Source organism: Cupriavidus sp. 01L45 (genome assembly GCF_056399885.1).
On the sequence record NZ_JBFTSG010000003.1, the window covers coordinates 206,103 to 231,419 of the forward strand.

Genomic DNA, 25,317 nt, shown 5'->3' on the forward strand with positions numbered 1-25,317 from the left:
CGGGGCGCTTCAGCCCTCCTGCGCGAACAGCGAGCACGCGCCCGCCTCGGCCGTGCTGACATGGCGCCGGAAGTTTGCAAACAGGTCGCGTCCCACGCCGTGCCGGTTGGCGGTGAGATCGGGCGGCGTCACGTCGCGCGCGGCCCACTCCGCTTCCGGCACCATCACCGTCAGCACACCGGTGTTCGCATCCACGCGCATCGGGTCGCCGTCGCGCACGCGGGCGATGCCGCCGCCGCTCAGTGCTTCGGGGCAGACGTGGATGGCGGCCGGTACCTTGCCCGATGCGCCGGACATGCGCCCGTCCGTCACCAGCGCCACGTGGAAACCGCGCTCCTGCAGCACCGTCAGCGTAGGCGTGAGCTTGTGCAGCTCCGGCATGCCGCAGGCGGCCGGCCCTTGCCATGGCAGCACGGCGACGAAGTCGCGCTCCAGCTCGCCGCGCTTGAAGGCGTCGATCAGCGCATCCTGCGTATGGAACACCAGCGCTGGGGCCTCGACCACATGGTGCTCGGGCTTGACCGCCGAGATCTTGAGTACCGCGCGGCCGATATTGCCGTCGAGCAGCTTGATGCCGCCCTCGGGCGCGAACGGCTGGCTGGCAGAGCGCACCACGCTGTCGTCCAGCGGCGCTTCCGGCCCGTCGATCCAGGTGAGCCTGCCATCGCGCAGCACCGGCTCGCGAGTGTAGTCCGCCAGCCCCTTGCCCACCACGGTAGTGACGTCGTCGTGCAGCAGCCCGAGCTGCAGCAGTCCGCGGATCACCACAGGCAGGCCACCTGCGGCCTGGAACTGGTTCACGTCCGCGCTGCCGTTGGGGTACACGCGCGCCAGCAACGGCACCACTTCCGATAGTTCGGCGAAATCGTCCCAGCTCAGCACGATGCCGGCGGTGCGCGCCATCGCCACCAGGTGCAGCGTGTGGTTGGTGGAGCCGCCGGTGGCCAGCAGGCCGACGATGCCGTTGACGAAGGCGTGCTCGTCGAGCACGTCGGCCACGGGCGTATAGCGCTCGCCGCCATGTACCAGGCGCAGCGCCTGCCGCGCGGACTCGCGCGTGAGCGCCTCGCGCAGCGGCGTGTTCGGATTGACGAAGGCGGTGCCGGGCAGGTGCAGGCCCATTATCTCCATCAGCATCTGGTTGGAGTTGGCGGTGCCGTAGAAGGTACAGGTGCCGGGGCCATGGTAGGACTGGCTCTCCGCCTCCAGCAACTCGGCGCGGCTGATCTTGCCCTCGGCATAGCGCTGGCGCACGCGGGCCTTTTCTTCATTGCCGATGCCCGTGGTCATGGGTCCGCCGGGCACGAAGATGGCCGGCAGGTGGCCGAAGGACAGCGCGCCCATCACCAGCCCCGGCACGATCTTGTCGCACACGCCGAGGTACAGCGCGCCGTCGAACATCTGGTGCGACAGTGCCACCGCCGTGGACAGCGCGATCACATCGCGCGAGAACAGCGAGAGATCCATGCCGTCCTGACCCTGCGTCACGCCATCGCACATGGCGGGTGTGCCGCCAGCGAACTGCGCGGTGCCGCCCGCTTCCAGCGCGGCCTCCTTGAGCCATTGCGGATACTCCGCCAGTGGCTGGTGCGCCGACAGCATATCGTTGTAGGACGAAACGATGGCGAGGTTGGGGCGCTCCTGCGCCTTCAGGCGGATCTTGGCCTGCTCTGGCATGGCCGCCACGGCGTGCGCCAGGTTGGTACAAGAGAGATGGGCGCGTTCCACCTTCTGCCCCGCCATGGCGCGGGTGCGGTCCATGTAGGGCTGGCGGGTGCCAGCACTGCGCGCCACGATACGGGCGGTGACCCGTTCCAGGACTGGGTGACTTGGCATGGGGATCTCCTGCGTGGGGATGTCTTTTTTCAGCCTAGCGCACTTTGGGGCGGGGTGCACGTATGGTGCGCTGCAAGTTTTTCCTGCAAGTGCTAGACTCCGCTCCATTCTCTGGAGTTCAGGCAACATGAAGCAAGCAGCGCAACGCACCGCCATCGCAGTATTTGCCGCGGCACCTTACGGTGAACGCGTGCTGCTGGCTATTCACGCCTAGTCTTCCGAGCGTCCGCCCGGAAGGCTGCAAGGCCGGTTCCGGGAGTGACGAAACAGCATATCGCCAACCCCGGACGGCCCGCAGGCCCTCCGGGGTTTTGTTTTTTTGTTTCGCCACCATCTGACACGCCATGCGTACCTACGACAAGCTGATCGCCACGATTCAAACCGGCCAAGGGAACGGGAGCTTGCGCTCGTCCCTTGGTGCGGTAACGGCGTCGGCTGGCGTAGCCACCGAGAAGGTTGCGTGCCGCATGCGGCATGCCGGCGCCGCCCCGCAAGCGATCCCATAGCCTCCCGGCCGCACATGCAGTCCGGGAGGCCTCGCAGATCGCCTCCCAGGGACCCAAGACACCCTGGCAGGCACACACCCGCCAGGGTGTTTGCATTGTAGGCAGCCCATCATGGAAAGCAGAAAAGAACGCAGGAACGAACGCAGAAACCTCAGGAACATCGGCATCATCGCCCACGTCGACGCCGGCAAGACCACCACCTCGGAACGCATCCTGTTCTACACCGGCGCCAGCCACCGGCTGGGCGAGGTGCACGACGGCGCCGCCGCCATGGATTTCGATCCGCAGGAGCAGGCGCGCGGCATCACCATCAACAGCGCGGCCACCACCGTGTTCTGGCGCGAGCACCAGATCAACCTGATCGATACGCCGGGCCACATCGATTTCAACATCGAAGTGAACCGCTCGCTGCGCGTGCTCGACGGCGCGGTGGTGGTGTTCGACGGTGTGGCCGGCGTGGAGCCGCAGACGGAAACCAACTGGCGCCTGGCGGACCGCTATCGCGTGCCGCGCCTGGCCTTCGTCAACAAGCTGGATCGCACCGGCGCGGATTTCCTGCGCGTGGTGGGCATGATCGAGGACCGCCTCGGCGTGGTGCCGCTCGTGCTGCAGTTGCCCATCGGCAGCGAGGGCGATTTCACCGGCGTGATCGATCTTGTCACCATGCAGGCCTTGCTATGGCAGGGCGGTGCGGGCACGACCGGATACGTGACGCAGGCCGTGCCGGCCGCGCAGAGGGAGCAGGCGGCCGTATGGCGCGAACGTTTGCTGGAAACCCTGGCCGAGCATGACGATGCCTTGCTCGAAGATTATCTCGCCGGCCGCGTGCCGGCCGGGGACGCGCTGCGCGCGGCCATCCGGCGTGCGACGATCTCCGGCGCCGTGGTGCCGGTGCTGGCGGGATCGGCCTTCAAGAACAAGGGCGTGGAGCCGCTGCTCGACGCGGTGACGGCCTATCTGCCGGCACCCGGCGAGGTGGATCGCCATGAAGTCAGCGCGGATGCGGACCAGCCGCTGGTGGCGCTCGCCTTCAAGGTGGTGCACGACGCGCACGGCACGCTGACCTTCGTCCGCCTGTATCGCGGCAGGCTTGCCGCCGGGGACACCGTGCTCAACGCCGGCAGCGGCAAGCGTGAACGCGTGGCCCGGCTGTACGAGATGCATGCCGACCGGAAGCAGGAGCGCGATGTTGCCGTGGCGGGCGATATCGTGGCGATCGTCGGCCTCAAGGCGACCATCACCGGCGACACGCTGACCGATCCGGCGCATCCCGTAGTGCTGGAGAGCATCGAGTCGCCCGAACCGGTGATCGACGTGGCCATCGAGCCGAAATCGCAGGCGGACCAGGCTGGCTTGTCGCGCGGCTTGCAGGTGCTGGTGCAGGAAGACCCGAGCCTGCGGCTGCGGCAAGACCCGGAGAGCGGCCAGACGCTGTTGTCCGGCATGGGCGAACTGCAACTGGAAGTCACGCTTGAAAAATTGCGCACGCGGTTCAGCGTGGAGGTGACGGTAGGCCGCCCGCAAGTGGCTTATCGCGAAACGCTGACCCGCGCCGCCGATGCGCGCTATCTGCATCGCAAGCAAAGCGGCGGGCCGGGCCAGTTCGCGGAAGTGCTGCTGCGTTTCGAGCCGCTGGCGCGCGGAGAAGGCCTGCAGTTCGAGAGCCGCATCACCGGCGGCGCGGTACCGCGCGAGTTTGTGCCGGCGGTGGAAGCCGGTATCCGCCGCGCCGCAGCGCAAGGCCTGCTCGCGGGCTACCCGGTGGTCGATTTCAAGGCCACCCTGCTGGACGGCAGCTACCACGAGCGCGATTCCTCGGCGCTGGCCTTCGAGACCGCGGCGGCGGCGGCCTTCCGCGAAGCCGCGCGCGATGCGCAGCCGATGGTGCTGGAGCCGGTGATGGCCGTGGAGGTGGTGACGCCCGCGGATCATGTGGGCGACGTGATCGGCGACATGCACCGGCGCCGGGGCCTGGTGCGGGGGCAGTCGCAGCGCGGCGGCGATGGCAGCGGCAACACGGTCGTGGTTGAAGCGCATGTGCCATTGGCCGGCATGTTCGGCTATATCGGCAGCTTGCGCGCGCTGACCTCGGGGCGCGCAAGCTTTGCGATGCAGTTCGATCACTATGCGGTGGCGCCAGCGAAGGCGGTGGCGGAGATCGCCGGCTGACGGCAGGCGTTGAACGGGCGGGCACCAGTCTGGTGTCCGCCTTTTTGTTCAGCGCCGGCTTCCCGGATCGGGGCTGCCAACCTCGGCGTTCCTCCCGTACTCCTTCAAGTAACTGAGCACGCCGCGCACCGCCGCCGACATCGGACGCGAGCGCCGCGTCAGCAACCCGAGATTGACCATCGACACCGGCAACTCCACGGGAAGCACGGAGACCATCGCATAACGCGCGTAATACTGCGCAACGTCGTTCGGCACCACGGAAATCATGTCGGAGGTTTCCATCATGGCGGTGGCGGCAAGAATGGACGCGGTCTCGACGATATCCAGGGCATCGATCATCCCCGCCTGCGTCAACGCACTCTCGACTCTCAGCCGCATCGGGCTGCCCACGGGGTGAAGAATCCAGGTCATCGGCACCAGGTCGCGCAGCGCCAGTGGATCGAGCCTGGTCAACGGATGGTCCGGCCGCGCGATCACCCGCATCTGCTCGCCCCTTTCGAACAATTCAATGTCCAGGTCCGGATGACTGAGCCGGTCGGGCAAGCGGCCCAGCACCACATCGAAGTCCCCGCGGATCAGCGACGGAAGCAGGGTGTCGCTGGTCCCCACCTCAATGGCAATCCGCACCTTCGGGTTAGCGGCCTTGAACGCCAGCAGCCCGCGCGTCAGGATCGTCGGCACCGGACCCATGACGGTGCCGATCCGCACCAGGCCCGAGGCGCCGCGGCCCAGTTCCGCGATTTCCGCTTCTGCATGGCCGAATTCGTGCGTGACCCCCTGGGCGAAACGGATCAGTACCTCGCCGTAGAGCGTCGGTTCCATGCCTCGCGGAAGGCGCTCGAACAACTGCACGCCGAGTCTTTCCTCAAGCTGCTGCAGCAACAGGCTGGCCGCCGGCTGGGTGGTGTGCATGGCCGCCGCGGCCCGGCGAAGGTTGCGGTGTTCCGCCAGCGCGTTGATCAAGGCGATCTGCCGGCTTGAGATCTTCAGCGGTGCAAACGCTTTCGCCGATTCCGGGGAGGGTTCGGTGGGCTCGGGTTTCACATCGGTTGGCTTCACATTGAATAGATACCAATTTTGATATCGATATATATGAAAGCACGATTATGCAGGTATCAATAGGGGCTGTACAGTCGACGCGTCCCAGATGGCCAGGATGTCCCTGACGGCCCCAACAACCAATCAGCCGAGCGTCAAATGCGTATTCGAATTACCCACCTCAGCGTCCACGACATTCGCTTCCCGACGTCCAGAACCCTTGACGGCTCCGATGCCATGAATGCGGCTCCGGACTATTCGGCAACCTATGTGGTGCTGCACACCGATGCCCCGCAAGGGACGGAAGGCCATGGGCTGACCTTCACCATCGGCCGTGGCAACGAGATCTGCGTGCTCGCCGTGCAATCCCTGGCCCCGCTGGTGGTTGGCCTGACCCTCGAGGAAATCACCTCGGACATGGGCGCCTTCTGGCGGCGGTTTGCCACCAGCGACAGCCAGCTGCGCTGGCTGGGGCCGGAAAAAGGCGTGATTCACCTTGCCACCGCGGCCATCGTCAACGCCGTCTGGGATCTGTGGGCAAAGTCAGCCGGCAAGCCGGTATGGAAGCTGCTGGCGGATATGACGCCTGAAGAACTGGTCCGCTGCCTGGATTTCAGCTACGTGACGGATGCGCTGACGCCGGAGGAAGCGATCGCGCTGCTCCGCCGCCAGGCCCCGGGCAAAGCACGGCGAGAGGCGCAGATGCTTGAGCAAGGCTACCCGGGCTACACCACCGCCGCGGGCTGGCTGGGCTACTCGGAGGAGAAGATGCGCCAGCTGGCGCGCGATGCCGTCGCGGCGGGATGGACGCACTTCAAGCAGAAGGTCGGCGCCGATCTGGAGGAGGATATGCGCCGCGCCACGATCCTGCGTGAGGAGATCGGCTGGGAGCGGACGCTGATGATGGACGCCAACCAGGTCTGGAGCGTGGATCAGTCGGTCGACGCCATGCGCCGCCTCGCGGCCTTCGATCCCTGGTGGATCGAAGAGCCGACCAGCCCGGACGATATTCTCGGGCACGCCGAAATCCGCAAGCGCATTGCACCCATCGGCGTGGCCACCGGCGAGCATTGCCACAATCGCGTGATATTCAAGCAGATGTTCCAGGCGCAGGCGCTGGATTTTTGCCAGCTTGACGCCGCGCGCCTCGGCGGCCTCAACGAGGTTCTGATCGTCGTGTTGCTGGCGGCGAAGTTCGGCATCCCGGTCTGCCCGCATGGCGGCGGCGTCGGTTTGTGCGAGTACGTGCAGAACATCTCGCTGTTCGACTACATCGCGGTATCCGGTTCGCTGCAAAACCGCGTGCTCGAATACGTCGACCATCTGCACGAGCATTTCGTCGAGCCGGTAGTGATTCGCAACGGCCGCTATATGCCGCCCCAGCGCCCGGGCTACAGCATCGAGATGCATGCCGGCACGCTGGAGCGCTACCGCTTTCCGGACGGACCGGTCTGGGCCGGCCTCGGCCCGGCCTGAGCCGCGGCGGCACTGGCGTGCCAGCACAAGCAGAACATCAATAAAACACCAATATCAGGAGACCCCATGCTAACTGCCGACGCTGTCGCGGCGCGCGTTGAGCCCTTGGCCGACGACGCACAGCGCCTGAACAAACTACTCATTCGCAAGCTGATGCCTTTGCTTGTGATTGTCTACGTGATCAGTTTCCTCGATCGCACCAATATCGCCCTGGCCAAGGCCAGCATGGGGATCGACGTGGGGTTGTCGGCGGCCTCCTATGGCCTGGGCGCCGGACTGTTCTTCCTGACCTACGCGCTGTTCGAAGTCCCGAGCAACCTGATCATGCACAAGGTGGGCGCCAGGTTCTGGATCACCCGCATCATGATCACCTGGGGCCTGCTTTCCGCAGGCATGGCATTCGTGCAGGGCGAGACCAGCTTCTACATCATGCGGCTGTTGCTCGGCGTTGCCGAGGCGGGCCTGTTCCCAGGCGTGATGCTCTACCTGACGTACTGGTTTGACCGCGAGCAGCGGGCCCGGGCTACCGGCTACTTCCTGCTGGGCGTCTGCGTCGCCAACATCCTGAGCGGCCCGCTGGGCGGCGCGCTGCTCCAGATGGACGGCCTGATGGGCCTGCATGGCTGGCAGTGGCTGTTCATCATCGAAGGGCTGCCGACCCTGGCGCTCGCCTATGTTGTCTGGAAGACCCTGCCGGATGGTCCGGGCAGCGCACCCTGGCTGACCGTGGAAGAACGCCAGCGGCTGCAGGCGCGGTTGGACGCGGAGCAGGGCTCTGGCGCATCCCAGCACCGCTTCACGGAGATGCTGCGCGATCCGCAGATCTGGCTGACCATTGCCGTGTACTTTTGCCACCAGATCACCATTTACACGGTCATCTTCTTCCTGCCGGGCATCATCGCGACCTACGCCAGCCTGTCACCGCTGGAGATCGGCGCGCTCAACTCCGTGCCCTGGGTGGCGGCTGCCCTCGGCGCCGCGATTCTGCCCCGCCTGGCGACAACGCCGCAGCGTTGCCGGCGGATGCTGTTCATCGGGCTCCTGACGATGTCCGCCGGCCTGGTGGTGGCCGCGATGTCCAATTCGTTTATCGGCCTGATCGGCTTCTCGCTGACGGCGTCCATGCTGTTTGTGGTGCAATCTGTTCTCTTTATCTTCCCTTCCAGCCGCCTGAGCGGCACGGCGCTGGCAGGGGGCCTGGCGTTCGTCACCACGTGCGGCCTGTTCGGCGGCTTCTTCGGCCCTTCGATGATGGGCCTGATCGAGCAAGCCACCGGCAGCACCCACAACGGACTGTTGCTGATCGCCGGCCTGCTTGTGCTTGCCGCGCTGATCAGTACCCGGCTGCGGCAGGGACACGAACAAGCCTGATCCGGTACGCATTGGAGACTACATCGCATATGGAGCCACTGACCTCTCTCGATTTGTCGGATGCACTGCCCGACGACGGCTGCGCCGGCATACTGGTGGGACGCGCCTGGGTGCCCGGGCGGATCTCCGGCCCATCGGTCGTCGCGATTCGCGACGACGGTGTCTACGATCTGTCGGAGCTGGCCTGCACCATCAGCGGGCTGCTCGAACTGGATGCGCCCGCCGAGCGGGTCCGGCGCGCGCCCGGCCGGCGGCTCGGCAGCCTTGCGGAGATCCTTCGCAATACCGGCCGCCCCGCGCGGGATGCGAGCCAGCCCCATCTGCTGGCGCCGTGCGACCTCCAGGTCATCAAGGCAGCGGGTGTCACGTTCGCGGCAAGCATGCTGGAGCGGGTCATCGAGGAGCAGGCGGGCGGGGATGCGTCGCGCGCCGATGCCGTGCGCCAGGAGGTGAAGGCCCTGATCGGCGACAACCTCGCGGCCGTACGCCCCGGCTCGGCGCAAGCCGATGCGCTGAAGCAACTGCTCATCAAGCAGGGGCTCTGGTCGCAGTATCTCGAGGTGGGCATCGGCCCCTATGCCGAGATCTTCACCAAGGCCCCCGTGCTGGCCGCGGTGGGCACCGGTGCCGATATCGGCATCCATCCGGAGTCCACCTGGAACAACCCCGAGCCCGAGGTCGTGCTCGCGGTCAACAGCGCCGGCACGGTGCAGGGTGCCGCGTTGGGGAACGACGTCAACCTGCGCGACTTCGAGGGCCGCAGCGCCTTGCTGCTGAGCAAGGCCAAGGACAACAACGCCTCTTGCGCCATCGGCCCCTTCCTGCGCCTGTTCGACGCTACCTTCTCGATGGACGATGTGCGTGCGGAAGAGATCCAGTTGCGCGTGGAGGGCGGTGACGGTTTCGTGCTCCGCGGCGCCAACTCGATGAGCAAGATCAGCCGGGACCCGCTCGACCTGGTGGCGCAGGCCGCCTCCCGCTGCCATCAGTATCCGGACGGCTTCATGCTGTACCTCGGCACCCTGTTCGCGCCGACCGAGGACCGCGATGCGCCCGGCTGCGGATTCACGCACAAGCTGGGCGACGTGGTCACCATTCGCAGCCCCAGGCTCGGCACGCTGCGCAACCGCGTCAACCTGGCGGACCGGGCAGAGCCCTGGACCTTCGGCATTCGCGCGCTGGTGAGCAATCTCGCCGCGCGAGGCTTGCTGTCGAATCCGCTGTAAGCGACATCCTTCGTATCACCGTCTCAAGAGCAAGAGGAACCACCATGCAGTCACCCGCCGCGAGGGAATGGCTTTCACCCACCATCAAACTGAGTCCGGCGGACGACGTGGTGATCGCACGCCAGCAGCTGATTCCCGGGACGCTCCTGAGAGACGAGGGCGTGACCGTCGCCGGCATGATCCCGCCAGGGCACAAGATCGCGCTGCGCCGCATCGAGAGCGGCCAGCCGGTGCGCCGCTATGGCCAGATCATCGGCATCGCGTCGCAGCGGATCGAGCCGGGACAACATGTGCACACGCACAACCTGGGCATGGTCGAGTTTGCCCGCGACTATCGCTTTGGCGACGCCGCCCCCGTGCCGGCCGCGAGCGCGGGCCCGGCCACCTTCCTCGGCATCCGAAGGGCCGACGGGCGCATTGCCACGCGCAACTACATCGGCATCCTGACTTCGGTCAATTGCTCGGCGACCGTGGCACGGGCCATCGCCGACCACTTCCGCCGGGATATCCACCCCGAAGCCCTGTCGGACTACCCGATGGTGGACGGCGTGGTGGCGCTCACGCATGGCGGCGGCTGCGCCATCGATTCGCAGGGCGAGGGCCTGGCGATCCTGCGGCGCACCTTGGCCGGCTACGCCAGGCACGTGAATTTCGCGGCGGTGCTGTTTGTCGGGCTCGGCTGCGAGACCAACCAGATCGGCGACCTGCTCGCCGCCGAAGGACTGGCCGGCAAGCCCGGCCTGCGCACGGCGGTGATCCAGGAAGCGGGCGGAACGGCACGCACCGTCGCGCTCGGCGTCGAACAGGTCAGGGCCATGCTGGCCGAGGCCAATCGCGTGGCGCGGGAGCCCGTCAGCGCCGCGCACCTGGTGGTCGGCTTGCAATGCGGCGGCTCCGACGGCTACTCCGGCATCACCGCCAACCCCGCGCTTGGCAATGCCGTGGACCGCCTCGTCGGCCAGGGCGGCACGGCCATCCTGTCGGAAACCCCGGAGATCTACGGCGCCGAGCACCTGCTCACCCAGCGGGCCGTGTCGCGCGCGGTGGGCGAGAAGCTGCTCGCGCGCATCCGCTGGTGGGAAGCCTATTGCGCCAGGCTCGATGCGAACCTCAACAACAATCCCTCGGCCGGCAACAAGGCAGGCGGGCTGACGACCATCCTGGAGAAGTCACTCGGTGCGGTCGCCAAGGGCGGCAATAGCCCGCTCATGGATGTGCTGGAGTACGCGCAGACCGTCCGGAGCAAGGGGCTTGTCTTCATGGATACGCCGGGCTACGACCCGGTATCGGCAACCGGCCAGGTTGCCGGCGGCGCGAACCTGATCTGCTTCACCACGGGGCGGGGCTCGGCCTATGGGTGCGCGCCCACGCCATCGCTGAAGCTCGCCACCAACAGCGCCGTCTGGCGCAAGCAGCAGGACGATCTCGACCTGAACTGCGGGACGATCGCGGATGGCGAGGAGACCGTTGACGAGGTCGGCGAACGCATTCTCGCCTTGATACTGCGGGTGGCTTCCGGCGAGCGCACCAGGAGCGAGATCCATGGCTACGGGCAGAATGAGTTCGTGCCCTGGCAGATCGGGGCGGTGACCTGAAGCCCGGCTGGTTCCAGTGTCTCCCGCGCCCGCTGCCCGGATCCGCCGGGCTACCTGCCGCGCCTGCCCCGGACGGCGCGCGCCGCCATCGCCTCATGCACCGCCTCGCGCACGCACCCGGCCAGCAGTTCCGACGCCGGCGTGCGTGACATGCGAGCCGAGCGGGCAATCACCAGGGGCTGCCGGATGGTCTCCTCGCGGATCGGCCTTTCCACCACGCCGGCTGTCTGCGCGGCCGACGGCGCCTGGGTGATCAGCAGGCACACGCCAAGCCCGTTCGCAACCATGCTCCGCGCGAGTTCCAGCGAGGTGGCGCGATAGCGCACTTCCGGCTGCAAGCCATACTGCCAGAACGGCGCCATCAGGAAATCGCGGCTGTGCGGCAGGTCGATCAGGATCAGCGGTTCGCCGGCCAGCTCCCGCAGCGAGATCGCCCCTCTTCCCCTGGCCAGTTTCGAGCCGGCCGGGACCAGTCCGTAGGGATGCAGTTCGGCGATGCGTTCGCGCTCGATCTCGCTGGGCAGCCCCACGTCGTAGGTCAGCGCGAATTCGATATGGCCGCCGTGCAGCCAGTCTTCGATCTGCGCCAGGTCGCCCTCGACGAAACGCACCGAGAGCCTGGGAAAGCGCTCGCGCGCGATCCGCAGCAGCACCGGCAGGTACACCGGCGCCAGCGTGCTGAACACGCCGATGTGCACTTCACCCGAGGCGGCATCGCCGCTCTGGTCCGCCTCGAACGCAGCCGCCGCGGCGAGGATCTGTCGCGCCTCGGCCAGCTTGCGCACGCCGAAGCGGGTCAGCGTCATCCTCGACCCCGCGTCACGCGCAAACAGCGCTTCTCCGAACAGCGCCTCCAGTTCGCGGATGGCAACGGAGATCGACGGCTGCGACACGTTCAGCGAGCGTGCCGCCGCCGTGGTGCTCCCGGCTTCCGCCGCCTCCGCGAAGTAGCGCAACAGGCGCAAGGAGAGTCTCATCAGGAAATCGTATAGGTACTAGTTGATATCAATATTTTACTTGATAGCTCCGGCTGCCCAGAATCCTGTCATCGGCGCGCAAGCCACGCCGCATCGCCCCCTCTGGCGGCGATCGCGCTGGCGAAGCCGCCCTGGCTATCTGGAGGAGTGTGAAGTGAACCATCCTGACCTGCCGCTTGCCGGCATCCGCGTGATCGACTTTTCGCGCGTGCTTGCCGGGCCTTACTGTACGGCCCTGCTCGGCGATCTCGGTGCCGAGGTGATCAAGATCGAGCCGCCGGGCGGCGACGACTACCGCGCGGTCGGCCCTTTCGTCGACGGCGAGAGCGGGCTGTTCGCCGCCATGAACCGCAACAAGCAGAGCATCGTCATCGACCTGAAGGCTGAGTCGGGCCTGGAGCTCGCGCGCTCGCTCTGCGCGCGGGCCGACGTGGTGGTGGAGAATTTCCGCCCCGGGGTAGCCGACAAGCTGGGCATCGGCTATCAATCCCTTCGCGCGCAGAATCCTTCGCTTGTCTACGCCAGCGTATCGGGTTTCGGGCAGACCGGACCCGAATCGCACCGGCCTGCTTACGACATCATCCTGCAGGCGATGTGCGGCCTGATGGACGCCACCGGCTCGCCGGACGGCACGCCGACGCTGCTTGGCGAAGCCGTATCGGATGTGGTGAGCGGCCTCTTCGCGTCGTGGGGCGTGCTGGCGGCACTGCTCTCGCGGGAGAAGACCGGCAAGGGCACGCACGTGGATGTGTCGATGTTCGATGCCACCCTGAGCCTGAGCGCCACGCTGGTCGCCCGCTACGCCGCGACCGGCCTGGCCCCGCGCCGCGTGGGCAACCGCCACCCTTCTTCCGCGCCGTTCGGCGCGTATCGCGCCGCAGACGGTTTCTACGTGGTGGCGGTGCTGAACAACAAGCTGTTCCAGACGCTTGCCGGCACGATCGGCCAGCCGGAGCTGGCGGCCGATCCGCGTTTCGCCGACGACCACTCGCGCTGCAACGCGGAGGGCGCCCTGCGGGCATGCATCGAGGGATGGTCCGCCATGCGCACGGTGGAGGAAGTGAACCAGTTGCTCAGCGCCGCGGGCATTCCGGTCGCCCCCATCCGCAATGTGAAGCAGGCAATGGAGAGCGACCACGCCGCTTATCGCGGCTTGCTCACCGAGGTTGCCGACGCGCGCGGCGGCAAGGTCCGCCTGCCGTCGCAGCCCGTGAAATTCTCCGGCTACGGCGCCAATCGCGTGACCGGCGCGCCCGCGCTGGGGGAGCACACGGACGTCATCCTGGAAACGCTCGGCATCGCTGGCGACGCTTTGCCGGCAGTGCGTGCCAGCGGCGCGCTGGGACCGCAGCCGCTCCGTCCCGCCCCGCACCATCGCCCGGCGGCTGGCGCCACACCGGAAGATACCAACATGGAGAATCAACATGCATAAACGATTGGGCGTGCAGCCGGGCGACCTCGAGATCGCCGACGCCATCGGGCGGTTCGCCCAGAGCGAACTCGCGCCGAAGGCCGCCGAGGTCGACCGCGATGAAATCCCGGCCACGCGCTATGTGCCGCTGCTCGCCGAACTCGGCGTGATGGGCATGAACCTGCCGGAGCGCTGGGGCGGCACCGACACATCGCCCGTCGCGCTGATCCTGTCTCTGGTCGAGATCGCCAAGGCCTGCGCTTCCACCTCGTCGATGATCGGGGCCCACTATCTCGCGACCGACTCCATCCTGATCGGCGGCGACGACAGCCTGCGCGAGCGCTACCTGCCGGACGCGGCGGCCGGCATCAAGCTCGGCGCATTTGCGCTGACCGAGCCGCGCGCCGGCTCGAATCCCGCGGACATGGCGACACGCGCCATCCCGGAGGGCGAAGGCTACCGCCTGCGCGGGGTGAAGCACTTCATCTCCAACGCCAACGCGGCGGACTTCATCGTGGTCTACGCGAAGACCGATCCCGAGGCCGGGACCCGCGGCATCAGCGCCTTCGTCGTCGACCGGAAGACGCCGGGCGTGGAAGTCGCCCCGGCGGAGAAGCTGATGGGCATCCGCGGCGCCCCCGCGCACGAAGTGGCGCTCGATTGCTTCGTCCCCGCCGCGAACCGGCTCGGCGCCGAGGGCAGCGGCTTCCGCACCGCCATGAAGGTGCTGGACAACAGCCGCCTGGATGTGGCCGCAACCAGCCTTGGCATTGCAGAAGCCGCGCTCGAAGCCGCGATCGAATGGGCGAAACAGCGCCACGTGGGCGGCGAGCCGCTTTCGCACAAGCAGGGCCTGCAATGGATGTTCGCGGACATGAAGACACGGGTGGAAGCCGCCTGGCTGCTGACCCTGCAGGCCGCGGTCAGGCGCGGGGCCGGCGAGCCCTTTACCGACCACGCCTCGATGGCCAAGCTCTATGCGTCGGAAACGGTGGCCTTCGTGACGGATGCCGCGTTGCAGATCCATGGCGGCTACGGATTCACGCGCGAGATGCCGCTGGAGCGCCTGGTGCGCGACGCGCGCATCCTGCGGATCTACGAGGGTTCCTCGGAAATCCAGCGCACCGTGATTGCGCGGTCCGCGCTGCGCTGAGCGATCGCCGGCGGGCAGCGCACGATCTCGAGCGGTGGCGGTTTGCCTTTATCCATCCTGATGGTCGGGCTGTCGACGGTGCTGGCGCTCTCCGATGGCGCCGGTTCAGACGTCGACGATCACCAGCGTCCCATGGCTGCCGGGCAGCACGGCATGCGCGATGCCAGCCAGGGCGAGATACATCTCTCCGGGCCGGACCACGACGGTTTCGCCCTCCGTCTGCAAAATGAGCTGTCCGCTCACGACAAACAGGCCTTCGTTGTAGTCGTGCGTCTCGGCTTCATACGCCTGCTCATCCATCCTGAGGATTTTGATGCGGGCGGTCCCGACCTGCCCCACGACGGAGGACTTCCAGGCGGCTGGCAGACCGGAGGCAAGGGCGTCAAACCGAATCAGCGGCACAAGCGTGTCTCCAGGTGCGGGGGGTTAGCCGCGCTTGGGAATATCCAGCCCCCTGACCACGGCCGGACGCGCAAGGAAGGCATCGAGCGCGCGCGTGACGTGGGGAAAATCCTTGATGCCGACCAGTTCGCCGGCTTCGTAGAAGCCGATCAGGTTGCGCACCCAGGGGAAGGTGGCGATATCGGCGATGGTATAGGTATCGCCCATGATCCAGGTCCGGTCCGCGAGGCGGCCATCCAGCACGGCAAGCAGGCGCTTCGCCTCCGCGACATAGCGGTCGCGCGGGCGCTTGTCCTCGTACTCCTTGCCCGCGAACTTGTTGAAGAACCCAACCTGCCCGAACATCGGGCCGATGCCGCCCATCTGGAACATGAGCCACTGGATGGTCTCGTAGCGGCCGGCGGCGTCCTGCGGGATGAACTGGCCGCTCTTGTCGGCCAGGTAGATCAGGATGGCGCCGGACTCGAACAGGGCAAGGGGCTTGTCGCCAGGGCCGTTGGGATCCAGGATGGCGGGAATCTTGTTGTTCGGGCTGATCGACAGGAATTCCGGCGTGTACTGGTCATTGGCGTCGAAGCGCACCAGGTGCGGCTCGTAGGGCAGCCCGGTCTCCTCCAGCATGATCGAGATCTTGACGCCGTTCGGCGTGGGCAGCGAATAGAGCTGGATCCGCTCGGGACGCAGGGCCGGCCATTTGTTGGTGACGAGGAATGCGGAAAGATTGGTCATGGAAATCCGTTCTGGCCGGGTTGGGCCGGGTGGGCTGGTTTGGCTGATGCGGTGAGGAGGATCGATTGGCTCAAGCCGTGACGGCTCGATGCCGATGGTCATCATCGCGGGGTAGGGCGGGAGATCGCCGGCGCGACGCCTGTCCGGGCAGGCGCAGGGTCACTTCGGCTTGTCGCCGTTGTCCGGCGAGGTGATGCCGGCGGCCACGAGGCAATCGCGCAGGTGCTTGATTTCCTGCTTGGCGCACACATTGCCGTGATGCGGGTGGTGCAGGTAAAACTCATACTCGTTGAGCACAACCCGGAAGCGCGCGCCCTGGATCGGCTCCACGCTCGCCCCCAGTTGCTGCAGCAGGGACTCGACTTCGCGCCAATGAATATTGTTGCTCAGCGGGTGGCTGAAGATGGACTGCAGGAGGCTGCGTGATTTGTGGCTCATGGCGCGGGTCAGGCATCGTCGGCGGCAATAGCCGTAGCATACAAGAGAGGGTGCGTTGCTGCTTGCATGTGCGTTGCGCAAGGTTTGCGCGCGGCGCCATTCAATCCTTGCCCATCGCCAGGTAGGCGCGCGGCGTGGTGCCCGTGTAGCGCCGGAACAAGGCGATGAAGCTGCTGACGCTCGTGTAGCCCAGCCCGAGCGCCACGGCGGTGACGCTTTCACCGGCAACCAGCCGCTGCATGGCCGCGAGCATGCGCAATTGCTGGCGCCATTGCGCCAGGCTCCAGCCGGTGTCGGCCTGGAAGTGGCGCGTCAGCGTGCGCCGGGCCATGCCGATGCGCGCCGCCCAGCCATCCAGCCCGGTGTTGTCGTCGGGGTTTGCCAGCAAGGCGGTGGCCATGCGCAGCAGGCGCGGCTCCTGCGGCATGGGCAGGAACAGGGTTTGCGCCGGCTGGCGGGTGAAGTCATCGGCAAACACCGCGAGGTAATGCTCGCGCACCGGCCCGGCTGGCGGGCCGGCCTGCACCAGCGTGTCGAGCAAGGCCGCCAGAAGCGGCGACAACCGCACCACCTTGAGCGCCGCAGGCATCGCGGCACGGCTCCAGGCCTCGTCGAAGTACAGGCTCATGCCGGTCATTGCCCCCTGAATGCTCGCGCCGTGCGATTCGTACGGCGGCACCCAGCCGATACAGCCGGTTGGCATCAGCCAGCGGCCGCCGCCGGCTTCGATCACGACCACGCCGGATTTCACCGTAAACAACTGCCCCTGCGCATGCTGATGCGGCACTTGCTCGCGCGAGGCGCCGTGCGCGAGCGGGCGGATTTCTCGTAGCGGCATCGGTTTGGCCCGTTTCGAACATAAGTTGGCATTCTATCGTTAGTTGGCAGTGCGGCAAGTGCCTAGACTGGCTGCACCAACCACCCCAGGAGCGATCCATCGTGAATGCCAACGTAAAAACGCCAACCCTCTCCGAACGCCTTGGCCAGCCGGTGCCCGACGTGCTCGACATGCTGACCGCCCTGCTCGCGGGGCAGGGCCGGTGGCTGCGTACCGGGCAACCGCTGAGCGCGCCGGCTGATTTCGACGCGTTGCGCGTGGCGTTCGATCACCACAGCGGCACCGTGGGTTCGGTGCTGAAAAAGACTCTCCTGGAGCGCTGGCCAGAGATCCCGTTTTCCGACAAGGAGCTGGAGAGCGGCGAGCAACAGGCGCCGGAATTTGCCGACGCCTACTGGGTTTGCGATCCCATCGACGGGGCCTTGCACTACCTGAGCGGCATGCCGGGCTGGACCATCGCACTGTGCCTGGTGGTGCGGGGCGATCCGGTCCTCTCGCTGGTGCACGATCCGGCCACTGGCCGCACTTATCGCGCGGTGGCAGGGCAGGGCGCCGATTGCGATGGCCAGCCGTTGCGGGCCAATGCGCGCTCGGCGCTGACGACGGCGCTGATTGCCACGGCGCATCCGAACTGGCCGGGGCAGGTGCGCAGCGATACCGCGGATTTCCTTGACCGTTTTGGCCGGATGTTGCCGCAGGTGTTCGGCCAGCGTGTGTACGGGCCTACGTCCTTGTTGCTGGCACTGGTGGCGCGCGGCGCGCTCGATGGCTACTGGGAGTGCGGGCAGGACTATTACGACTGGTTGCCCGGTGTCCTGCTGGTGAAGGAGGCGGGCGGCTCGGTGACGGCGCTCGATGGCAATCCACTGACCTGGGGTTGCCAGGGGATTGTGGCGGCCGGGGCGGCCATGCATGGCGTGCTGAACGCGGTGCTGTCGGGAGAGGGCGCATGAGGCCGGATGCGTTGCTGCCCGATGGGGTGGATGTGGTGGAGGTGAATGGCGTGACTGTGCGCAAAGGTAGCGTGGGGGCGTTTTTGATTAGCTGGCGGGTGATGAATGATCCGGGGGAGGATGCGGGTCGGCTGGCGGCGGCGCGGGAGGATTTGGTGGGGTTGTTGCCGGGGTTGAGGGCGATGGGGGTGTTTGATGCTTTTGCTGCGCGGGATCCTGGGTTGGCGGCGTTGATTGATGGGGTTGGTTAACGGTTGGCTAACTGTGGCTGCTTAACTTCAATTGCTTAACTTCAACTTCAAAGGCTTAAAGTCAAAGGCGGTTTCACCCCCCTGCGGGGGGCGACCTACTTTCTTGTCTTGCCAAGAAAGTAGGCAAAGAAGGCGCGCCGGATGGGTCGACCCCCTCCTCGTCGGCAGGCAAAAAGAGCGGCCGGGGGCCAAACTCACATCGCCTTAAGGTGTATTAGCTGGGACTCGATCTGACAGATAGTCGGGCTGTTGAATCGAGAAGCGCGACTCAATGCGGGATCAGTTTCTCCTTGGCGAGTTCCAGCGAGTCGAGGAAGGTGCGCATGGGCGTTTTGCCGTAACACCATCGCCCCTGATGTTCTCGCTGGTTGTTGTACTGGTCAAGCCAGGCATCGAGATCGAGCTGCAATGTGCCGATCGAGTCGTAGACCTTCTTGCGAAAGGCGATGCGATAGAACTCGTTGAGCATGGTTTTGTGCAGCCGTTCGACGATGCCGTTGGTCTGGGGCGACCTGGCCCGCGTCCGGGTATGGTCGATGTTTTCCACGGCCAGATAGAGCTCGTATTCGTGATGCTCAGGGTTGCCGCAGTACTCGGTGCCGCGGTCGGTCAGCACGCGCGACAGCGGGATGCCATAGCTGTCAAAGAACGGCACAACGCGGTCGTTGAGCAGGTCGGCGGCTGGCAACGGGGTCTTGCGATCGTAGAGCTTGGCAAAGGCCACCTTAGAGTAGGTGTCGACGAAGGTCTGCTGGTAGACGCGGCCCACGCCCTTGAGGGTGCCGACATAGAAGGTGTCCTGGGCGCCGCAATAGCCGGGGCACTCGGATTCGAATTCCCCGTGGGTTTCCTTTTCCAGCTTGGCGCGCTCCAGCGCGGCCAGTTGCGACTCGGTCAGGACCAGCCCTTCCTGCGCGGATTTGGCTTCCAGCGCCTTCAGGCGCTTGTTCATGGTCTCCAGGTCGTGACGCAGCCAGATGCTGCGCACGCCCTGCGGCGACACGTGCAGGGCATGGCGTTTGAGGACCTCGTTGGCAATGCGGATCTGGCCATAGGCGGGCAATTCGAGCGCCAGGGCTACCACGGCGGTTTCGACCTCGGGATCGACGCGATTCTTGAGCAGTGGCCGGCGTCGCGAAATCTCCTGCAACGCGGCTTCGCCGCCTCGCTCGTACAACTCCTTGAAGCGGTAGAAGCTATCGCGCGAATAGCCCATGACGCGGCAGGCCTGGCTCACGTTGCCCAGTTGCCGGGCCAGTTCCAGTATGCCGACCTTGGCACGGATGACTTTCTGTTCCTGAGTCATGGCGGACTCCTTGTGGATTCCGCCGCACACTGGCACTCTGGGCTACGCCCTTCGCACCGATGTGCGGCGGCATGGATAACCAACCACTGTCAGATTTAGTCTAGGCTATTACACCTTAAGGCGATGCTCAGACATGGCCCCCTCTTTTCCGCTCTTTTTGCCTGCCGACGAGGCGCCCCATACGGCCTGGTACACCTTGACGGCTCGCTTCGCATCGCGCTGGGGTGTGGACCGCCCTTGGGGGCGCTCCACACGGCTGCACCGAATCGTTGTCTGGTTGCTGCGCTCTTGTTTTGGTCCTCGGATATTGAAGGTTGGGGAACTCGCGCGAGTGAGATCTGGGCCATCTGGCTGTCTTATTGCTTACGCAGAAACGGGTACGCTTTGGTCGTCCGGGCTGCGTTTATCCCGGATTCGCGCGTGTATCGGTGCGTGTGTCAGCCGGTGAAATCGCCGTGCCGCCCGGCGCCGCCGACAAAGCGGGCGGCGCCCTGGATGCCTTCCTGGAAGACGATCGGCGCGCCACTGGCGCCTTCGGCTCGCAGGGCGTCGGCCAGCGGCAGGTCCCATTGCCCATAGGCGGAGGCGCGGTCCGTCAGCATGCAGCTTTGGGGAAAGGCGGCCAGTTCGTGCGCCAGCGCTTCGGCGGCGGCGCGGGCCTGGCCCGGCTCTACGAGGCGGTTGGCCAGTCCCATGGCCAGCGCTTCCTCGGCGGGCACGGCGCGGCCGGTGAGGATCAAGTCGAGCGCGCGGCCCATGCCGACGATGCGCGGCAGCCGTACCGTGCCGCCGTCGATCAGCGGCACGCCCCAGCGCCGGCAGAACACGCCGAAGACAGCGCCGCGCTCGGCCACGCGCAAGTCCGCCAGCAGCGCCAGTTCCAGCCCGCCCGCCACCGCATAGCCGCTGACCGCCGCGATCAGCGGCTTGGACAGGGCCAGCCGGCTCGGGCCCATCGGGCCCGCGCCGCCGCCTTGCGGATCGAGTTCGTGGCGCCGTGCGGGGTCGCCCACCGCCGACAGGTCGGCACCGCCGCAGAAATGGCCGCCCGCGCCCCACAGCACCGCCACGCGCAGGGCCGGGTCGGACTCGAAGTGCGCGAAGGACTCGCGCAGCGCCAGCGCCATGGGACCGTCCACGGCGTTGCGCTTGTCGGCGCGATCCAGAATGATGGTGAAGACCGGGCCGTCGCTTTCGGTCCTGACATACGGGTTGGGCTTAATATCCATGCTCGCGTCCTCGGTGCCTGGGATTGTTAACGTGCTTATCAAGTGGCGATGGGGTGTTGGTTAGGTGTTTTTCCAAATACCAAAATATTTCATAGAATGATATATATGTGGAATTAGAAGAAATATTTGTGGTTTACCCTTCACCGTTCACGCTGCCGACACTGCACTTCTTGCCGCCCTTATTGCCCCCGCTGCCGCTCATGCATGAAATAGAGATCCGCGAGCCCTCCGCCACCGACCTGGTGCTGGACCTGCTCTTCGGCCACCCGGAACGAACCCTGCCGGTGCAGGCGCTGGCGCGCGGCGCCGAGGTGATGGGCATCGGCACGCCCAGCGTGCGCGTGGCGCTGACGCGGCTGCAGCGCCAGGGCCGCATCGTCAAGACGGAGCGCGGCTGCTACGCGGTGCTGCCGGAGGGCAATCCGGTCTATGACGAGGTCGAGCACTGGTTTGAAAAGGAAAGCCGGCTGGAACACTGGGCGGGCGACTGGCTGGTGGTGCAGGACGCCGCAGTCGCGCGCAGCGAGAAGACCGCGTGGCGGCATCATGCGCGCGCGCTGGCGCTGTGCGGCTTCCGCACACTGGCGGCCGGCATCAATGTGCGCCCCGACAATCTCGCCGGCGGCGCCGTGGCGACGCGCTCGGCGCTGACCCGGCTGGGCATGGCCGGTGCCAGCCTGCTCTTCGTCGGCCGCGAGTTCGACGCCGATGCCGAAGCGCGCATGGAACAACTGTGGGACGTGCCGGCGCTGCAATCGGCCTACCGCCGCGCGCTGGCGCAGCTGGAGCGCAGCCAGTCCAAGCTGGCGCGCATGGCGCCCGACGCCGCCGCGCGCGAGACCATGCTGGTGGGCCGCGCCATCATCCGCGCCATCGTGCGCGATCCGCTGCTGCCCGAGGCCATCATGGACCCGGCGCCCCGCCGCGCCCTGATCGAGGCCACCCGCGCCTACCAGTTACAGGCGCGCGGCCTGTGGGTGACGCTGCTGGACGGCTGATCGCGGCCCGGTGCCCGCCGGGAGGCGTATGCGCACCATGCCTCGCCAAGCGGCGGCGACTCACGTAAACTGGCCGGAACTTATGCGGCGCATCGTGTCACTCAGTCAAGTGACGCGCACTGGCGTTGCCGGGACCTCACGGGCCCCGCCAGGTGCTTGCGCCGCATCTACGCTGGCCAAGACAAGGAGTACAGGGTGAGCATGCCCGATTTCGACATGGTGCTGTTCGGCGGCACCGGAGACCTGGCGCGGCGCAAGCTGCTGCCGGCGCTGTTCGATGCGCACCGGGCGGGTCTGCTGCACCCGAACGCGCGCATCCTTGCCACCGGCAGCCATCCCCTGACCACCGAGGACTATGTCGGCTCGCTGGAGCAAAGCGTGCGGCCCGGCCTTGAGCATGCGCCCCCGGAAACCTGGGCCAGTTTCCTGGCCCGCATCAGCTACGTGCAGGCGGATGCCCGCGAGCCGGCGCACTTCGATGCGCTGGCGCAGAAGGTCCTCCAGCGCGCGCCCGAAGTGGTGGTGTGCTATCTCGCCACGGGCCCGCACATCTTTGTGCCCATCTGCGAGCAACTGGCGCGTACGGGGCTCAATCATTCCAATGTCCGCATCGTGCTGGAGAAGCCGCTCGGGCACGACCTGCATTCTTCCGATGCGATCAACTCGGCGGTGGCGCGGTTCTTCGCCGAAGACCAGATCTATCGCATCGACCACTATCTCGGCAAGGAGTCGGTGCAGAACCTGATGGCGATCCGCTTCGGCAATGCGCTGTTCGAGCCCCTATGGCGCCGCGAATGGGTGCAGGACGTGCAGATCACCATCGCCGAGGAGCTTGGCGTGGAAACGCGCGGTGACTTCTACGACAGTACCGGCGCGCTGCGCGACATGGTGCAGAACCACCTGCTGCAATTGCTGTGCATGGTGGCGATGGAGCCGCCCACCAGCCTGTCCGAAGATGCTATCCGCGACGAGAAGATCAAGATACTCAAGGCACTCAAGCCCATCACGCCGCAGGACGTGGCCGAGAAGACCGTGCGCGGGCAGTATCGCGCCGGCGCGGTGGGCGGCAAGCCGGTGGTGGGCTACCTGGACGAGAAGGGCATCGCGCCCGACAGCCATACCGAGACCTTCGTCGCCATCAAGGCCGAGATCGCCAACTGGCGCTGGTCCGGCGTGCCGTTCTACCTGCGTACCGGCAAGCGCATGCAGTCGCGCGTGGCGGAGATCGTGATCCACTTCCGCGATGTGCCGCATGCGATCTTCCCGCGTCCGCTGACCCTGTCGCCGCAGAACCGGCTGGTGATCCGGCTGCAGCCCGAGGAGAGCATTCGCCTGTATTTCCTGGTCAAGCAGCCCGGCGATACCGTGGCGCTCACCGGGACCTCGCTTGACCTGGACTTCGCCAACTCCTTCAAGGTGCGGCGCGCCGGCGCCTACGAGCGCCTGCTGCTCGATGTCATCCGCGGGCGGCTGGGTTTGTTCGTGCGGCGCGACGAGCAGGCGCAGGCCTGGCGCTGGGTCGAACCCATCCTCGATACCTGGGCGGACAGCACCGTGCCGCCCAAGCCGTATACCGCCGGCACCTGGGGGCCGGCCGCTTCGTCCGCGCTGATGTCGCGCGACGGCTCGCTCTGGCACGAAGAGGTCTAGCCGCGGCTTTGTTTGCAGGTTCTTGCAAGCCTTGCCAACCATCACTCGAACAGGAGAAACCATGCGACGCTACGAACATACTTCCGAGGCGGACCTGGCCGAAGCGATGGCGATCTCGGTGGCCCACGCGCTGGAGACTGCCATCGGCGTAAACGGCTGGGCGGTGCTGGCGGTATCGGGCGGCCGCTCGCCGGTGCCGCTGTTCGAGCGCCTGCGCCACCGCACGATCCGCTGGGACGCTGTCACTGTCACGCTGGTCGACGAGCGCGTGGTGCCGCCGGACCATGACGACAGCAATGGCGCGCTGGTGCGCCGCCACCTGCTGCGCGAGGCCGCGGGCAAGGCGGCCTTCGTGCCGCTGGTGGCCGATGCCGCCGAGGTGGCCGATCCGGCGAGCGCGGTGGCGCGCCTGAATGCGGCCTGGCGGCAGCCCGACGTGGTGGTGCTGGGCATGGGCGAGGACGGCCACACCGCCTCGCTGTTTCCCGAGGCGCCCGAACTGCAGCAGGCGCTGGCCGACACGCAGCCGGGCTACCTGGTGACGCATCCGCGCGAGGCGCCGCACGCGCGCATCACGCTGAACCTGGCGGCGTTGCTGGCGGCCGACCGCGTTTTCCTGTCGTTCGCGGGGCCGGCCAAGGCAGCCGTGTTCGCCAGCGCCTGCAAGGGGCCCACGCCGGCGCTGCCCGTCAGCCTGGTGCTGAGCCGGCATCGCCACGGCACCGATGTCTTCTCGGCCTGACGCCATGCAAGGCTATCCGCGCTTGCTGGGCGATGTCGGCGGCACCAATGTGCGCTTCGCGCTGGAGACCGCGCCGCAGCGCATCGGCCCCGTGACCGCGCTCAAGGTGGCGGATTTCCCCTCGCTTGAGGCTGCCATGCTGCACTACCTCGGCGGGCTGCCGCCCGGCAGCGCCAGGCCGCGCTACGCGGCGGTCGGCCTTGCCAATCCCGTGACCGGCGATCGCGTCAAGCTGACCAATCACGCCTGGGCGTTTTCCATTTCTGAGATGCAGCGCTCGCTCGGCTTCGACCTGCTGCTCGCGATCAACGACTTCACCGCGCTGGCGCTGGGTCTGCAACACCTCGGCGAGCAGGACCTGACGCTATTGCGCCCGGGCACCGCCGTGGCCGGCGCGCCGCGCGCGCTGGTCGGGCCCGGCACCGGCCTGGGTGTGTCCGGACTGGTGCCGGCGCGCTCGGGCCCGGCCGTGGCGCTGGCCGGCGAGGGCGGGCATATCGAGCTGATGCCGGAGACCGAAGACGAATGGACCGCCTGGCGCGCGGCCCACCAGGCCTTCGGGCGCGTCTCCGCGGAACGTCTTTTGTCGGGCATGGGACTGTCGCTGACACACGCCGCGCTGCACGCAGAAACGGGTACGCCCCTGGCGCGGCAGCTCGCACCGGCGCAGGTAACGGAAGGCGCGCTCCACCGGCACGACCCGGTCTGCGAGCGCGCGCTCGCCGTGTTCTGCGGCCTGCTGGGGTCCGTGACGGCCGATATTGCGCTGGTGCTCGGCGCGCGCGGCGGCGTCTACCTGGGCGGCGGCATCCTGCCGCGCTTCGTGCCCGCGCTGCGGGCGTCTGCCTTCAACGCGCGGTTTGCCGCGAAGGGCCGCATGCGCGCCTACCTGGAAAACCTGCCGGTTTACGTGATCACCGCCGGCTTCCCGGCCCTGCCAGGACTGGCGCAGGCGCTGGCCGAGGCGATGGCTCACGGACTCCCCGACGCACAATCCAATCCAACCAGGCCAGCCTGAACCGG

The 25,317-nt window shown here is 66.8% G+C and carries 22 protein-coding genes; 13 read left to right on the forward strand and 9 right to left on the reverse strand.

Annotated features, from left to right (window positions below):
- Positions 1–9: 9 nt before the first annotated feature.
- Positions 10–1,836 (reverse strand): phosphogluconate dehydratase, encoded by a 1,827-nt coding sequence (edd, locus tag AC1DT6_RS03370; RefSeq protein ID WP_441626220.1) that lies wholly within the window; start codon positions 1,834–1,836, stop codon positions 10–12.
- Between the two features lie 617 nt (positions 1,837–2,453).
- Between edd and fusA the strand changes: the two genes are divergently transcribed.
- Positions 2,454–4,511, forward strand: a complete 2,058-nt coding sequence (gene fusA / locus AC1DT6_RS03375) for an elongation factor G (RefSeq protein ID WP_441626222.1) — start codon at positions 2,454–2,456, stop codon at positions 4,509–4,511.
- 48 nt (positions 4,512–4,559) lie between these two features.
- On the opposite strand, the gene AC1DT6_RS03380 is transcribed toward fusA, so the two are convergent.
- On the reverse strand, positions 4,560–5,555 hold the full coding sequence (locus AC1DT6_RS03380; protein ID WP_441626224.1) for a LysR family transcriptional regulator: 996 nt from the start codon (positions 5,553–5,555) through the stop codon (positions 4,560–4,562).
- A gap of 153 nt (positions 5,556–5,708) precedes the next feature.
- On the opposite strand from AC1DT6_RS03380, the gene AC1DT6_RS03385 reads away from it, so the two are divergent.
- The 4 genes from AC1DT6_RS03385 (at position 5,709) to AC1DT6_RS03400 (ending at position 11,217) form a co-directional block, all read left to right on the forward strand.
- Positions 5,709–7,025 (forward strand): L-fuconate dehydratase, encoded by a 1,317-nt coding sequence (locus AC1DT6_RS03385; RefSeq protein ID WP_441626226.1) that lies wholly within the window; start codon positions 5,709–5,711, stop codon positions 7,023–7,025.
- A gap of 66 nt (positions 7,026–7,091) precedes the next feature.
- Positions 7,092–8,396 carry an MFS transporter gene (locus AC1DT6_RS03390; RefSeq protein ID WP_441626228.1) on the forward strand — a complete coding sequence of 435 codons (1,305 nt, stop codon included), beginning with the start codon at positions 7,092–7,094 and terminating at the stop codon, positions 8,394–8,396.
- Positions 8,397–8,425: 29 nt separating this feature from the next.
- Positions 8,426–9,622, forward strand: coding sequence for a fumarylacetoacetate hydrolase family protein (locus AC1DT6_RS03395; protein ID WP_441626230.1), 1,197 nt, complete (start codon positions 8,426–8,428; stop codon positions 9,620–9,622).
- A gap of 44 nt (positions 9,623–9,666) precedes the next feature.
- Positions 9,667–11,217, forward strand: coding sequence for a UxaA family hydrolase (locus AC1DT6_RS03400; RefSeq protein WP_441626232.1), 1,551 nt, complete (start codon positions 9,667–9,669; stop codon positions 11,215–11,217).
- A 50-nt stretch (positions 11,218–11,267) separates the two neighbouring features.
- On the opposite strand, the gene AC1DT6_RS03405 is transcribed toward AC1DT6_RS03400, so the two are convergent.
- Positions 11,268–12,194, reverse strand: a complete 927-nt coding sequence (locus AC1DT6_RS03405; RefSeq protein ID WP_441626234.1) for a LysR family transcriptional regulator — start codon at positions 12,192–12,194, stop codon at positions 11,268–11,270.
- A gap of 154 nt (positions 12,195–12,348) precedes the next feature.
- Between AC1DT6_RS03405 and AC1DT6_RS03410 the strand changes: the two genes are divergently transcribed.
- Positions 12,349–13,626, forward strand: coding sequence for a CaiB/BaiF CoA transferase family protein (locus tag AC1DT6_RS03410; protein WP_441626236.1), 1,278 nt, complete (start codon positions 12,349–12,351; stop codon positions 13,624–13,626).
- Positions 13,619–14,758, forward strand: a complete 1,140-nt coding sequence (locus tag AC1DT6_RS03415) for an acyl-CoA dehydrogenase family protein (RefSeq protein WP_441626238.1) — start codon at positions 13,619–13,621, stop codon at positions 14,756–14,758. The genes AC1DT6_RS03410 and AC1DT6_RS03415 overlap by 8 nt, the downstream gene beginning before the upstream one ends.
- 105 nt (positions 14,759–14,863) lie before the next feature.
- Here the strand turns inward: AC1DT6_RS03415 and AC1DT6_RS03420 are convergent, their stop codons facing one another.
- From AC1DT6_RS03420 to AC1DT6_RS03435, 4 genes are all read right to left on the reverse strand, one after another.
- Complete coding sequence (locus AC1DT6_RS03420; RefSeq protein ID WP_276291498.1) at positions 14,864–15,160, reverse strand: cupin domain-containing protein; 297 nt, start codon at positions 15,158–15,160, stop codon at positions 14,864–14,866.
- A gap of 24 nt (positions 15,161–15,184) precedes the next feature.
- Positions 15,185–15,889, reverse strand: a complete 705-nt coding sequence (locus AC1DT6_RS03425) for a glutathione binding-like protein (protein ID WP_477102880.1) — start codon at positions 15,887–15,889, stop codon at positions 15,185–15,187.
- Between the two features lie 159 nt (positions 15,890–16,048).
- Complete coding sequence (locus tag AC1DT6_RS03430) at positions 16,049–16,327, reverse strand: hypothetical protein (RefSeq protein WP_035875236.1); 279 nt, start codon at positions 16,325–16,327, stop codon at positions 16,049–16,051.
- A 100-nt stretch (positions 16,328–16,427) separates the two neighbouring features.
- Positions 16,428–17,165, reverse strand: a complete 738-nt coding sequence (locus tag AC1DT6_RS03435; protein ID WP_441626242.1) for a helix-turn-helix domain-containing protein — start codon at positions 17,163–17,165, stop codon at positions 16,428–16,430.
- 101 nt (positions 17,166–17,266) lie between these two features.
- Here AC1DT6_RS03435 and AC1DT6_RS03440 point away from each other — a divergent pair, with 101 nt between their 5' ends.
- The gene (locus tag AC1DT6_RS03440; protein ID WP_441626244.1) at positions 17,267–18,118 is read left to right on the forward strand and encodes an inositol monophosphatase family protein; all 852 of its coding nucleotides are present in this window, start codon (positions 17,267–17,269) and stop codon (positions 18,116–18,118) included.
- Positions 18,115–18,369 (forward strand): hypothetical protein, encoded by a 255-nt coding sequence (locus tag AC1DT6_RS03445; protein WP_477111415.1) that lies wholly within the window; start codon positions 18,115–18,117, stop codon positions 18,367–18,369. Before AC1DT6_RS03440 ends, AC1DT6_RS03445 begins: the two co-directional genes overlap by 4 nt.
- Before the next feature lie 268 nt (positions 18,370–18,637).
- On the opposite strand, the gene AC1DT6_RS03450 is transcribed toward AC1DT6_RS03445, so the two are convergent.
- Both AC1DT6_RS03450 and AC1DT6_RS03455 read right to left on the reverse strand, forming a co-directional pair.
- Positions 18,638–19,675 carry an IS481 family transposase gene (locus tag AC1DT6_RS03450; RefSeq protein ID WP_441637739.1) on the reverse strand — a complete coding sequence of 346 codons (1,038 nt, stop codon included), beginning with the start codon at positions 19,673–19,675 and terminating at the stop codon, positions 18,638–18,640.
- Between the two features lie 437 nt (positions 19,676–20,112).
- On the reverse strand, positions 20,113–20,904 hold the full coding sequence (locus tag AC1DT6_RS03455; protein ID WP_441636599.1) for a crotonase/enoyl-CoA hydratase family protein: 792 nt from the start codon (positions 20,902–20,904) through the stop codon (positions 20,113–20,115).
- Between the two features lie 200 nt (positions 20,905–21,104).
- Here AC1DT6_RS03455 and AC1DT6_RS03460 point away from each other — a divergent pair, with 200 nt between their 5' ends.
- The 4 genes from AC1DT6_RS03460 (at position 21,105) to glk (ending at position 25,312) form a co-directional block, all read left to right on the forward strand.
- Positions 21,105–21,902 (forward strand): PaaX family transcriptional regulator, encoded by a 798-nt coding sequence (locus AC1DT6_RS03460; protein ID WP_441636597.1) that lies wholly within the window; start codon positions 21,105–21,107, stop codon positions 21,900–21,902.
- Positions 21,903–22,103: 201 nt separating this feature from the next.
- Positions 22,104–23,552, forward strand: a complete 1,449-nt coding sequence (gene zwf, locus AC1DT6_RS03465; protein WP_441636601.1) for a glucose-6-phosphate dehydrogenase — start codon at positions 22,104–22,106, stop codon at positions 23,550–23,552.
- A 61-nt stretch (positions 23,553–23,613) separates the two neighbouring features.
- Entirely contained in the window at positions 23,614–24,294 is a 681-nt protein-coding gene (gene pgl, locus AC1DT6_RS03470) for a 6-phosphogluconolactonase (RefSeq protein ID WP_441636595.1), read from the forward strand.
- 4 nt (positions 24,295–24,298) lie between these two features.
- On the forward strand, positions 24,299–25,312 hold the full coding sequence (glk, locus tag AC1DT6_RS03475) for a glucokinase (protein ID WP_477101778.1): 1,014 nt from the start codon (positions 24,299–24,301) through the stop codon (positions 25,310–25,312).
- Positions 25,313–25,317 lie beyond the last annotated feature (5 nt).